Consider the following 13,783-nt stretch of genomic DNA (forward strand, 5'->3'; position numbering starts at 1 on the left):
CGATGCGACGTCGCCGCGTTCTCTCAGTGGTGCTGTTGGCCGTGGTCACGCTGGCGCTGTCGGCCGCGGTCACGCTGGCTCCGCCGCCCGTGGTCATGCCGGCTCTGTCGGCGGGCGGCGCGGCTGACTTCGCATTTCCGCTCCAGGCGAATTCGGTCCGCCTGGCCGTGATCGGCGATTTTGGCACGGGCGACCAGTTCCAGATCGACACGGCGCAGCAAATGGTGAAGTCGCGCGCGGTCTTCCCGTTCGAGTTTGTCATCACCGTGGGTGACAACATCTACACGGGCAGCCAGCCGTCCGATTTCGAGAAGGCCTTTGCCGTGCCCTATAAGCCGCTCCTGGACGCCGGCGTGCCGTTCTATGCCACACTGGGGAACCACGACACAACAAACCAGCGGTTCTACAAGCCGTTCAACATGAACGGGGCGAACTACTACACCTACAAGAAGGGCAACGTGCGCTTCTTCGCGTTGGACAGCAACTACCTGGACCCGAAGCAGACGGCGTGGATCGGGACCCAGCTACGGGAGGCCGGCAACGGAGACTGGAAGATCTGTTACTTCCATCACGCGCTGTACTCCTCTGGAAGGTTTCACGGTCCGGCCACCGATCTGCGGAAGGTGCTCGAACCCCTGTTCGTCAAGTACGGCGTGGATGTCGTGTTTGCCGGCCACGAGCACGTGTACGAGCGGGTGCGTCCACAGCAGGGCATCTACTACTTCACGGAAGGGGCATCCGGCCAGTTGCGCGCGGGCAATCTGGCGCCCTCGGCGATCACGGCGAAGGGATTCGATACCGATCGCTCGTTCATGATGATCGAGTTCGCCGGTGATGACATGTACTTCCAAACGACGTCGCGCACGGGTGTGGCGGTCGACTCTGGTGTGATTCACCGCACGGTTCGGCCGGCGGCCGGAGGCGTTGCGCATGAGTGACGGGCTCACGGTAAAGGTGTCCAATTCTGAACATCGCGTGGCGCGGCCGCGTGCGATCATCGCGATATGAGACCCAACCGCACGACCCGCACGAACACCTTCGATGCGCAGGCGTTTCTCGACTCGGCTGGTGTGGCGAGAGAGATCGTGACGTATCGGCGATCAGAGATGATATTTTCGGAGGGCGACGCGGGCGACAGCGTGATCTACATTCAAAAGGGCGGCGTGAAGCTGTCGGTCATCTCCAAGGCCGGCCGGGAGGCCATCATCGCGATGCTCGGACCAGGCGACTTCTGCGGCGAGGGAGGTCTGGCGGGGCAGTCGATCCGAATGGCGACCGCGACGGCGATCACCCCGGCCACGGCACTCGTGATCGGCAAGGCCGAAATGATCCGGGTGCTCCACGCGGAACACGCCCTGTCGGACCGCTTTATCGCGTACATGCTGAGCAGGAACATCCGCGTCGAAGAGGACCTGATCGATCAGCTCTTCAACTCGAGCGAGAAACGACTCGCCCGCGCTCTTCTGCTGCTCGCCCGCTACGGCACGCAGGACACACCGGACCGGGTCCTGCCCAAGATCTCGCAGGCGACGCTCGCCAGCATGGTCGGGACGACGCGCTCGCGCGTGAATGTCTTCATGAACAAGTTCAAGCGACTGAAGCTCATCGAAGATAATGCCGGCGGAATCACGATCAACAATTCCCTGTTGAACGTCGTGCTCCACGACTAGCTGGTCGACGTGCAGATCGGACGCGTCAACGACGTGGCCGAGGTGCAGCAGAAGGTCTACGACCGCCCGCACCACGACCCGTTCAAGGAAGGACAAGCGTTCGCGTGGAGATCAGCCGGAAGACCATTCGTGACCCACTGCTCTCGTTGCGCGAAGCGATCACTCGCCGACCGGACTTCTCGCCGACCTTCGTAGGTGAGGAACCGCCGCTGCGCGCGGAGCTGTTCAACCGCGAGCAGATGGCGCAGCACGGCCGGGTGCTGGCCGCCTCGCACCATCTCAGCACGTTGCGCGGCTCGGACAAGCTCCTGACGCGGTTGGCGCAGAACGAGACCCTGCTCATCGCCGTCCGGGCCCTGTTGACGGTGGCCGTGAACAACGACCGTCGGATCACGCCGGCCGGGGAGTGGCTGCTCGACAACTTCTACCTGATCGAGGCACAGATCCGCACCGCCCGGCGGCACCTCCCGGCCGGCTACAGCCGCGAGCTGCCACGCCTGGCCGACGGCCCGTCGGCCGCGCTGCCGCGGGTCTACGACATCGCCCTCGAGACGATCTCGCACGGCGATGGCCGCCTGGACACCGACGGCCTTGGCGGTTTCGTCTCGGCCTACCAGATGGTGACGCCGCTCACGATCGGCGAACTGTGGGCCATCCCGATCATGCTACGGCTGGCCCTGATCGAGAACCTCCGCCGCGTGGCGGCCCGGATCGGGGCCGATCGCGTGGATCGGAACCGCGCCGACTACTGGGCGGACCAGATGACGACGATCGCGGAGAAGGACCCGAAGAGCCTCATTCTGTCGATCGCCGACATGGCGCGCTCGGATCCGCCGATGGTCGGGTCGTTCGTCGCCGAGTTCGCCCGCCGCCTGCAGGGCAAGAGCGCGGCGCTGGCCCTGCCGCTCACGTGGATCGAACAGCGGCTGTCGGACGACGGCCTGACGATCGAGCAACTGGTGCAATCGGAGAACCAGCACCAGGCGGCCGACCAGGTCTCGATCAGCAACAGCATCAGCAGTCTGAGGTTCCTCGGGGCCGCCGACTGGCGTGACTTCGTCGAGGCGAGAAGCGGCGTGGAACGGACCCTGCGAGAGGATCCGGCCGGCGTGTATCCCCTGATGGATTTCGCCACGCGAGACCAGTATCGCCACGTCGTGGAGACGACGGCCAGGCGGAGCGGCCGGACCGAAGGTGAGGTGGCGCGGCTCGCGATCCACCTCGCCGGGGAGACAGCCGCGACCGCGGGTCCCGACGCCAGGGCGACGCACGTCGGGTTCTACCTCGTCGACAAGGGGCTCTCACAGCTCGAACGAGCGGTGCGTGCGCGCTTCTCCGTCGCCGAAACCGTGCGGCGCGTGTGCCTCAGCCACCCGCTGTCGTTCTATCTCGGCAGCATCGTCGCCATCACGGTGCTGCCCCCGGCGGTCCTGATCGTGAGGCTGCGAGGGGAAAGCGCGGATGGGTGGCTCCTCGGGATCGTCGGGATCCTCCTGCTGCTGTGCGTCAGCCAGGTGGCCGTCGCCGTTGTGAACGCCCTGGTGCCTCAGCTGGCGACGCCCCGTGCCCTGCCGAAAATGGACCTGTCGGAAGGCATTCCCTCGGCCGCGCGAACGCTGGTCGCCGTCCCTACGTTAATCACGAGCGCGCAGAACGTGGAGCACCTGGTCGAAGCACTGGAGGTACGCTTTCTCGGCAACCGGGACGATCACGTCTCCTTCGGTCTTCTGACGGACCTGGCCGATGCGTCTCAGGAGACCCTTCCCGAAGACGAAGCCCTCGAGGGTCTCGCCGCGCGCCTGATCAACGACCTGAACGAAAAGTACCCCGTCTCCGTAGGGGTGACGCATGCGTCGCCCCTGCAAGGCCCGTTCTTCCTCTTCCATCGCCCGCGGCGCTGGAACCCCGAGGAGCGCGTGTGGATGGGATACGAACGCAAGCGCGGGAAGCTGGGTGATTTGAATGCGCTGCTCCGCGGCCGCTCGAACGGCCGCTTCTCGCGCGTCGTTGGGGACATCGGGATCCTCCAGCAGGTGAAATACGTCATCACGCTCGACGCGGACACGCTGCTGCCGCGAGACGCCGCCCGCCTCCTGGTTGGCGCGATGATGCACCCGCTCAATCGCGCGCGGTACGACGAGCACGAGCAGCGCGTGACCGAAGGGTACGGCATCCTTCAGCCGCGGGTGGCCGTCAGCCTCCCCGGCGCGACCCGGTCACGGTATGCGCGGCTGTGGGCCAGCGAGTCTGGCATCGATCCCTATACCCGCGTTGTGTCCGACGTCTATCAGGACTTGTTCGGCGAAGGCTCCTTCATCGGCAAGGGGATTTACGACGTGGACGCGTTCGACCTGGCGGTGGGCGGTCGCTTCCCGGAGAACCGGATCCTCAGCCACGACCTGATCGAAGGCTGCTACGCGCGCGCCGGGCTCCTGACCGACGTGCAGGTGTACGAGGAGTCCCCGTCCCGCTATGAGGAGGACGTGCGGCGGCGCTACCGTTGGATCCGCGGCGACTGGCAACTGTGGCGCTGGCTGCTGCCGGGCGTTCCCGGTCGCGACGGCCGGCCCACTCGCAACCCACTCCCCCCGCTCGGCCGATGGAAACTCCTCGACAACCTGCGCCGCAGCCTCGCGCCCTCGGCGCTGGTTGGCCTGTTCCTGGTCTCGTGGGCGGTGCTGTCGCCCGCCTGGGGATGGACCCTCGCCGGCGTGGGCTGCCTGCTGCTCCCCGCCCTGGTCGCGTCGCTTCCGGGCATCGTGCGAAAGCCGGTCGACGTGCTGCTCGCCCAACATCTCGCCGACAGCGCACGCTCGATTGGACGGCAGGTGGCGCAGGCGCTGCTGACACTCGCGTGCCTCCCGTACGAAGCGTACTTCAGTCTCGACGCCGTTCTCCGTACGACCGCGCGGCTGCTCGTCACGCGCAGGCGGCTGCTTCAGTGGACGCCGTCCGGTGATCACGCGCGCCCGGATCGCCAGGGTCTGGCCGGCACGTGGGCGAGGATGTGGATCGCGCCCACCCTCGCCGGCGCCGCAGGCGCGTACTTGTCGCTGGCCCGTCCGTCGGGCCTCGACGCCGCCGCTCCCATCCTGCTTCTCTGGTTCGCCGCCCCGGTCATCACCTGGCAGATCAGCCGTCCGCTGACGCGGCGCGACGCGCGGCTGACCAGGGACCAGCTCCGATTCCTTCGCGGCGTTGCACGCAAGACATGGGACTTTTTCGACACCTACGTCGGGCCCGACGATCACTGGCTGCCACCGGACAACTACCAGGAGTCGCCCGCCCCCGGGGTGGCGCATCGCACGTCGCCGACCAATATGGGGCTGACGCTGCTCGCCAATTTGTCGGCCTACGACTTCGGCTACATCTCGGTAGGCCGGCTCGTGGACCGCACCACGCGCGCGTTCCAGGCCATGTCGGCGATGGAGCGCCACCGCGGCCACTTTTACAACTGGTACGACACTCAGTCGCTCGCGCCGCTCGCGCCGCGGTACATCTCCTCGGTGGACAGCGGCAACCTGGCCGGCCATCTCCTGACGCTCCGGCCGGGGCTGCTCGCGCTTGTGGGCGATCCGATCCTGCCGTCCCGCGCCATTCAGGGACTGCGCGACACGTTCGACCTGGTGGCCGACACCAGTCGGGGCGCGCCGACGACCGCCGTGACGCGGCTGCAGCAGGCGCTCGACACGGCGTGCGAATCCGGGCCGAAGACGATCGCGGACGGCCGGCTGATCCTCGAACGCCTCGCCGCGGAGAGCCGCGCCCTGGCGACCGCGCTGGCCACCTCCACCGAACACGCGGCGAGCCAGTGGGCCTCGGCGGTGGCCGACCAGTGCCGGGACGTCCTGGGCGATCTCACGTACCTGGCGCCGTGGGCGTCGCCCCCCGTTTCCGCGACGCCGCAGGCGCACCTCCCCGAGTTCACCTCCATCCCGACGCTCGGCGAGCTGGCGGCGCTCGACGGCGAGTGGGGCAGCCCCGCCAGGGCGAGGATCGCGGTGATCGTCCGCCTCGCGGCGCAGGCAATCGACCTCGCGGAGATGGAGTGGAGCTTCCTGTTCGACCAGACCCGCCAGGTTCTGTCGATCGGGTACAACGTCGCCGAGCGTCGTCGCGATTCCAGCTACTACGACCTGCTCGCCTCCGAGGCGCGTCTCTGCACGTTTGTCGCGATCGCGCAGGGACACCTGCCGCAGGAGAGCTGGTTCGCGCTCGGCCGCCTGCTCACGACGGCGGCGGGCGAGCCGGTGCTGCTGTCGTGGAGCGGCTCGATGTTCGAGTACCTCATGCCGCTTGTCGTGATGCCGGGCTACGACGACACGCTGCTCGACCAGACGTGCAAGGCGGCAGTCAAGCGCCAGATCGAATATGGCAGGCACCGCGGGGTGCCGTGGGGCATTTCCGAATCGGGGTACAACCTGCTCGACGTGCGGCTTGCCTACCAGTACCGCGCGTTCGGCGTGCCCGGCCTCGGCCTCAAGCGCGGCCTCGCCGACGATCTGGTTGTCGCGCCGTACGCGTCAGCCCTCGCGCTGATGGTGTCACCCGAGGAGGCGTGCGCGAACCTGCAGCGGCTCGCGGCAGAGGGCTTCGAGGGGGAATTCGGCTTCTACGAGGCGATTGACTACACGCCGACGCGTCTGCCGCGCGGTCATTCGCACGTCCTGGTTCGCACCTACATGGCGCATCACCAGGGGATGACGTTCCTGTCGCTGGCGCAGGTACTCCTCGGCGGCCGGATGCAGGAGCGCTTCGCGTCCGACCCGGCGTTCCAGGCGACCGCGCTGCTGCTCCAGGAGCGGATCCCGCGCGCGAGCGCGTTCTACTTGCCGCCGACGCCCGCGTCGGACACCCGCACAGCGCCGGCCAGCGCCGAAATCGCGGTGCGCTCGTTCAGCGGGCCCGACACGCCCGCTCCCGAGGTGCAACTGCTGTCGAATGGCCGGTATCACGTCGTGGTCACCAACGCGGGCGGTGGGTACAGCAGGTGGAAGGACCTCGCCGTCACCCGCTGGCGCGAGGATGCGACCTCGGACAACTGGGGGACGTTCTGCTACATCCGGGACGTCGCGAACGGCGCCTTCTGGTCTGCGGCGCACCAGCCGACGCTGCAGCCGGCCGATCGGTTCGAGGCGGTGTTCTCCGAGGCACGCGCCGAGTTCCGCAGCAGGAGCCACCAGATCGAGACCTACACCGAAATCGCCGTGTCGCCCGAAGACGATGTCGAGCTGCGCCGGCTGCGCCTGACCAACTGCGGCCGCACGCGCCGCACGATTGAGGTGACGAGCTACGCGGAGGTGGCGCTCGCCGCCCCGGCCGCCGACGCGTTGCACCCGGCGTTCAGCAACCTCTTCGTCCAGACCGAGATCGTCCCGGACCAGCGCGCCATCCTCTGCACGAGGCGCCCGCGCTCGAGCGGTGAGTCGTCCCCCTGGATGTTCCATCTCATGGCGGCGCACGGCGCGTCGGCTGGCAGCGCCCTCTCGTACGAGACCGATCGGCTGCGCTTCCTCGGTCGCGGGCGAACCCCCGCCGACCCGCGCGCGATGCGCGAGCCCGGGCCGCTCTCGGGCGCCGCGGGGTCGGTACTCGACCCGATCGTCGCCATTCGCGGCCGGTACGTGGTCGAGCCGGACGAGTCGATCACGATCGACGTGGTCTCGGGCGTGGCCGAGACGCGCGGCGCCTGCCTGGGCCTCGTGAACAAGTACCAGGATCGGCGGCTTGCCAATCGCGTGTTCGCGCTGGCGTCCACACACGCTCAGGTCGTCCTGCGGCAGTTGAATGCCAGCGAGTCGGACGCGCAGCTCTATTGCCAACTGGCCGGCTCGGTCATCTACGCGAACCCGTCGCTGCGCGCCGACCCGGCCATCCTCGCTTCGAACCGGCGTGGGCAGTCCGGGTTGTGGGGCTCCTCGGTGTCCGGCGATCTGCCGATTGTGCTGCTGCAGATCGGCGACGCGGCTCACATCGAGCTGGTGCGCCAGCTCGTGCAGGCCCACGCCTATTGGCGCCTGAAGGGGCTGGCGGTGGACCTCGTGATCTGGAACGAGGATCATGCAGGTTACCGGCAGATGCTCCAGGAGCAGATCATCGGTCTCATCGCGGCTGGCGTCGAGACGAACGCACCGGCCCGTCCAGGCGTGGTCTTCGTTCGCCCCGCCGAGCAGATCTCGAGCGAGGACCGGACGCTGTTCCAGTCGGTCGCCAGGGCGATCATCACCGACAGCCGAGGCTCGCTGGCGGATCAGGTCGCCGGCCGCCCGGCGGACCTGCTCCCCGCGCGGTTCACGCCCACCCGGGTCCAGCGTGCGCCGGTTCCCGCACTGCCGCCGCTGCCTCGCGACGACCTGCTGTTCTTCAACGGGCTGGGCGGCTTCACCCAGGACGGCCACGAATACATCATCACGACCGGGGCGGGCCACGTGACCCCGGCACCCTGGGTCAACGTTCTGGCGAACCCCGGGTTCGGCACCGTCATCTCGGAGAGCGGCTCGGCGTACACCTGGGCCGACAACGCCCACGAGTTCCGCCTGACGCCCTGGAACAACGACTCGGTGACCGATGCCAGCGGGGAGGCCTTCTACCTTCGCGACGAGGAAAGCGGCCGCTTCTGGTCGCCGACGCCCCTGCCGGCCGGTAGCGGAAGTCCGTACACCAGCCGGCATGGATTCGGCTACAGCGTGTTCGAGCACAGCGAAGACGGCATCACGTCGGAGTTGTGGGTGTATGTGGACCTGACGGCGCCCGTGAAGTGGTCGGTGCTGAAGATTCGCAATGCCTCCGGCCGATTGCGCCGCCTGTCCGCGACCGGCTACGTGGAGTGGGTGTTGGGTGACCTCCGGGCCAAGGCCGCCCCGCACGTGGTCACCACGATCGATCCGGACACCGGCGCCGTGTTCGCCGAGAACGCGTACAACGCCGAATTCGCCGGGCGCACAGCGTTCTTCCACGTGGACGGCGCGAGTCGCCGCGTGTCTGGCGACCGCACCGAGTTCATCGGCCGCAACGGCACGCTCAGGCAGCCGGCCGCGATGATGCGGTCGACGCTCTCCGATCGCGTGGGGGGCGCGATCGATCCGTGCGCGGCGATCCAGGTGGCCTTCGAACTGGCCGCCGGACAGGAACGCGAGATCGTCTTCAAGCTCGGCGCAGGACGCGACCGCGACGACGCGGCAGTCCTGGTCGGCCGTGTCCGGGGTGCGGCCGCGGCGCGTCGCTCGCTCGAGGCCGTCTGGCAGTACTGGAACCACACGCTCGGCGCCGTCCAGGTCGAAACACCCGACGCCGCGCTCAACGCGCTGGCCAACGGCTGGCTCCTCTACCAGGCCATCGCGTGTCGTCTCTGGGGTCGCAGCGGCTTGTACCAGTCGGGGGGCGCCTTTGGGTTCCGCGACCAGTTGCAGGACGTGATGGCGTTGGTCCACGCCGAGGCGCCGCTGGTCCGACAGCACCTGCTGTTGTGCGCGTCGCGGCAGTTTTCGGAAGGCGACGTCCAGCACTGGTGGCATCCACCTGGCGGTCGAGGCGTCCGCACGCACTGCTCGGACGACTACCTCTGGCTGCCGCTGGCGACGTGTCGCTATGTGGGCGTCACCGGCGACACTGGAGTGCTCGATGAAACGGTTCACTTCATCGAAGGCCGCGCGGTGAACCCCGAGGAGGATTCCTACTACGACCAGCCGCGCACCTCCGAGGACAGCGCCAGCCTCTACGGCCACTGCGTGCGTGCGATCGTGAGGGGCCTGCGGTTCGGCACCCACGGCCTGCCGCTCATCGGCTCAGGAGACTGGAACGACGGCATGAACCTGGTCGGCGCGGAAGGGCGCGGCGAGAGCGTCTGGCTGGGGTTCTTCCTCTACGCCGTGCTGACGCCGTTTGCGGACCTGGCCAGGCGGCACGGCGATTCCGCCTTCGCGGATCGCTGCCTGTCGGAGGCGGCGAGGTTGCGGCTGCGCCTCGAGGAGACGGGGTGGGACGGGTCGTGGTACCGGCGCGCCTACTTCGACGACGGGTCGCCGCTCGGCTCGTCGAGCAACCCCGAGTGCCAGATTGATTCGATTGCGCAGAGCTGGTCCGTCCTTTCCGGGGCCGCCGATCCGGCGCGCGCCCGCACCGCGATGGACGCGGTGGACGCGCGACTGGTTCGCCGGGACGACGCGCTCGTCAGCCTGCTCGACCCGCCGTTCGACACCTCCGCGCTCGACCCCGGATACATTAAAGGGTACGTCCCTGGCGTGCGAGAAAACGGGGGCCAGTACACCCACGCGGCCATCTGGGCGGCGATGGCCTTCGCCGAACTCGGCGACGCCCGGCGCGCGTGGGACGTGTGGAATCTGATCAACCCGCTCGCTCACGGGGCGTCACCCGCAGCGATCGAGACCTACCGGGTCGAGCCCTACGTGGTGGCGGCCGACGTCTACGCTGTGGCTCCGCACGTCGGGCGTGGCGGCTGGACCTGGTACACGGGGTCTGCCGCCGGGATGTACCGGCTCCTCGTCGAGTCACTGCTCGGCGTGACGCGGCTGGGCGATCGGTTGCGGATCGAGCCGTGCCTGCCCGCCGACTGGACCGCCTTCACCGTGCACTACCGTTACGGCGAGACCGTCTATCACATCGCGGTACACCAGACGCCGCACGCGACCGGCGACGAGCGCCTCAGCATTGATGGCCATACCCAGGCCAGCATGGCGATTCCACTCGTCGATGACCAGTGCGAGCACAAGGTGGAGGTGTGGATCGTCGGCCGCAGGGGATGGTAGAGAACAGGTGGACATCCGGCGCAAGAAGCGGATGATACCCGGGCGGCTCTTCTTAGCGCCGATCAGAATCCCCACCTGAGGGCAGGGCCAGAGTTAGTACGAGAAGACGCGTTGGGGACATCGGAGGCCCTTATGGCAGCAAGAAAAAAAAGAGCCAGAACGATGGCGCCAGATGCCAGGCGCGGCGTCAAGGCCATCGAGGCGCAGGAGATCGCCGGAACGGCACCCGAGGGGCAAGAGACGGTCGCAAGTACCGTTGCCGGCTTTCCCATCGTCGGCATCGGCGCGTCCGCTGGGGGGCTGGGGGCATTCGAGGCATTTTTTTCCGGCATGCCCGCCGACACCGATCCCGGCATGGCCTTCGTGCTCGTGCAGCACCTGGCCCCGGACCACAAGAGTATCCTCACTGACCTCGTCCGGCGCTACACACGCATGCAGGTCTTCGAGGTCGAGGACGGGATGGCGGTCAAGCCCAACTGCGCTTATATCATTCCGCCCAATCGCGACATGGCTCTCTTGAGCGGCATGCTCCAATTGATGGAACCCTCCGCCCCACGCGGCCAGCGTCTGCCGATTGACTTCTTCTTTCGCTCCCTGGCCCAGGACCAGCGCGAGCGGGCCATCTGCATCGTGCTTTCGGGCACTGGCAGCGACGGCACGCTCGGCGTGCGGGCCATCAAAGGCGAGGGCGGCATGGCCATGGCCCAGAACCCCGCATCCACCGAGTACGACGGCATGCCGCGCAGCGCCATTGCCACCGGAATGGTGGACTACGAGCTGTCGCCGGCCGAGATGCCCGCCCAGCTCATGTCCTATGTGGCCCATGCGTTCGGCACACTTCCCCGGGTCATATCCGCCCCGGCACCCCACGCCGAGAACGCGCTGAAGAAGATTCTCATCCTGCTGCGAGCCCAGACCGGCCACGATTTTTCCCAGTACAAACCGAGCACCATCCATCGCCGCATCGAGCGGCGCATGGCCGTCCACCAGATTGAAACGGTCGAGGGGTACGTCGAGTACTTGCAACAGACTCCGGCCGAGGTGGAAGCCCTCTTTCACGACATGCTGATCGGTGTGACCAGTTTCTTCCGCGATCCGGAGACCTTCAAGGCGCTCGAACAGCAGGTCATCCCGAAGCTCTTTGAGGGCAAGCCCGCGGGCGCCCTGATCCGCGTCTGGTCGGCGGGATGCTCCACCGGCGAAGAAGCCTATTCCATCGCCATCCTCCTGCAGGAGCGCCTGGACGGGTTGAAGCAGAGGTACAAGGTGCAGGTCTTCGCCACCGACATTGACAGCCAGGCGATTGTCACGGCCCGCGCCGGCATCTATCCGGCCAGCATTGCCGCCGACATCTCGCCGGAGAAGCTGGTGCGTTTTCTTGCGGCGGAGCCCGACGGCAGCGCCTACCGCATCCACAAGGGCATCCGCGACATGCTGGTCTTCTCTGAGCACGATGTGATCAAAGACCCGCCCTTCTCCAAGCTTGACCTCATCATCTGCCGCAACCTCCTGATCTATATGGGCGGCGACTTGCAGAAGAAGCTGATCCCCCTGTTCCACCACGCGCTGAACCCGGGCGGTTTTCTCTTGCTGGGCACTTCGGAGGCGGTGGGCGAGTGTGGTCATCTCTTTGCCGAACTGGACCGCAAGTTGAAGCTGTATCAGCGCCAGGAGGATCTTCACAGCGCACAGCGCGCGGCCGTGGGCCGGTTTCTGCCGCCGATGACGGCTGTAGATGTGGCGCTCCCGCCGTCCGCCCTCCTTCGCCAAGGCTTCGGCGGACAAGACGGCGGGCAGGCAGGAAAGACGGCCGGTTTGATGAAACGACCGCTGCGCGAACTCACCGAACAGGCGCTCCTGCAACAGGTCGCCCCGGCCGCCGCGCTCGTCAACGGACAGGGTGACATTCTCTACCTCCACGGCCGCACCGGCCTGTTCCTTGAACCGGCGCCGGGCGAGACCTCCGGTGTCAGCAACATCCTGCAGATGGCCCGCGAAGGATTGCGGCGCGGACTGACCACGGCCCTGCGCAAAGCCGCAGGCACAAAACAGAGCGTGCGCCACCCCGGCCTGCGGGTCAAAACCAACGGCGACTTCACGACGGTCAACCTGACTGTTCGATCGGTGGCGGTAAGCCCCGCCGCGACACCAGAGGTGTCCCTGTACCTGGTCATCCTGGAGGAAGCGCCTGCCTCCGCTCCCTCGACGACGCTCGGGGCTTCCACCTCCGCCAACGAAACGGCGGGACATGCCGGCGGGCTGGCAGGGGCGGACGGCCTCGACATGGCCGATGCCGACCGATTCGACGCTTCGACGGGGCTCACTTCGACAGGGCGCAGTGCAGGCAGCGCAGGCGGGCTCACCGCAGGCGAGCGCATCGCGTTACTCGAGCAGGAACTGCGGGCCAAGGACGAGTACCTCCAGACCACCAACGAAGAGCTGGAGACCGCCAACGAAGAGCTCAAATCCTCGAACGAGGAGATGCAGTCGGTCAACGAAGAATTGCAGTCCACCAACGAAGAGCTGGAGACCTCCAAGGAGGAACTGCAATCGGTCAACGAGGAACTGGCGACGGTCAACACCGAACTGCAAAACAGGGTCATGGATCTGTCTCGGGCCAACAACGACATGAACAACCTGTTGGCCGGCACCGGCATCGCCACCGTCTTTGCGGATCATCAACTGCGCATCCTGCGCTTCACCCCATCCGCCACCGGGATCATCAACCTGATCCTGAGCGACGTGGGGCGGCCCGTGGGCCACATCGTTTCCAATCTGGTGGGCTACGACCGCCTGGTGGAGGATGCGCAGGCGGTGCTGGACACGCTGGTGACCAAAGAGGTGGACGTGCAGACGCGGGCAGGCGCGTGGTACTCGATGCGCATCCGGCCCTACCGCACGCTGGACAACGTGGTCGAAGGCGCGGTCATTACCTTTGTCGACATCACGGAGATCAAGCGGACGCAGGCGGCGCTGCGGAAAGCCAACGACCTGCTCCGTTTGGCCGTGGTGGTGCGCGATTCCCACGACGCCGTCGTGTTGCAGGATATGGAGGGGCGTATCCTGGCCTGGAATTCGTCGGCGGAGAGGATGTATGGTTGGAGCGAGTCCGAGGCGTTGGAGATGAACATCCGCGAGCTGATACCGGAAGGGCAGCGAGAGGAAGCGTTTGCGACGGTACATCAGTTGAGCCGGAACGATGTCCTGGAGCCGTATCGCACTCAACGGATCGCGAGAGATGGCACGGTCGTGGAAGTGTGGCTCACCTCCACCGCTCTGGTGAATGAGGCCAGGCAGGTGTATGCGATTGCGACGACGGAGCGGGCGAGTGGGATTGAAGGTTGACAG

Annotated in this window: 4 protein-coding genes; all 4 read left to right on the forward strand. The window is 67.0% G+C overall.

The features are described 5' to 3' along the window. Positions 1–2 precede the first annotated feature (2 nt). The 4 genes from NT151_06105 to NT151_06120 all read left to right on the forward strand — a co-directional run bounded on the left by NT151_06105 (position 3) and on the right by NT151_06120 (position 13,780). Positions 3–938 carry a metallophosphoesterase gene (locus NT151_06105; GenBank protein ID MCX6538493.1) on the forward strand — a complete coding sequence of 312 codons (936 nt, stop codon included), beginning with the start codon at positions 3–5 and terminating at the stop codon, positions 936–938. Between the two features lie 66 nt (positions 939–1,004). Next, positions 1,005–1,670 carry a Crp/Fnr family transcriptional regulator gene (locus NT151_06110; GenBank protein ID MCX6538494.1) on the forward strand — a complete coding sequence of 222 codons (666 nt, stop codon included), beginning with the start codon at positions 1,005–1,007 and terminating at the stop codon, positions 1,668–1,670. Between the two features lie 146 nt (positions 1,671–1,816). After that, the gene (locus NT151_06115; GenBank protein ID MCX6538495.1) at positions 1,817–10,435 is read left to right on the forward strand and encodes a cyclic beta 1-2 glucan synthetase; all 8,619 of its coding nucleotides are present in this window, start codon (positions 1,817–1,819) and stop codon (positions 10,433–10,435) included. A gap of 132 nt (positions 10,436–10,567) precedes the next feature. Next, a complete protein-coding gene (locus NT151_06120) occupies positions 10,568–13,780 on the forward strand; it encodes a PAS domain-containing protein (protein MCX6538496.1) in 3,213 nt (1,070 codons plus the stop codon). Positions 13,781–13,783: the final 3 nt, after the last annotated feature.

It is taken from the genome of Acidobacteriota bacterium, from assembly GCA_026393675.1.
Lineage (GTDB): Bacteria > Acidobacteriota > Vicinamibacteria > Vicinamibacterales > JAKQTR01 > JBAXOX01.

Coding starts and splice junctions, on each gene's coding strand:
- NT151_06105 (MCX6538493.1), top strand. CDS start 3: ATGCGACGTCGCCGCGTTCTCTCAGTGGTGCTGTTGGCCGTGGTCACG.
- NT151_06110 (MCX6538494.1), top strand. CDS start 1,005: ATGAGACCCAACCGCACGACCCGCACGAACACCTTCGATGCGCAGGCG.
- NT151_06120 (MCX6538496.1), top strand. CDS start 10,568: ATGGCAGCAAGAAAAAAAAGAGCCAGAACGATGGCGCCAGATGCCAGG.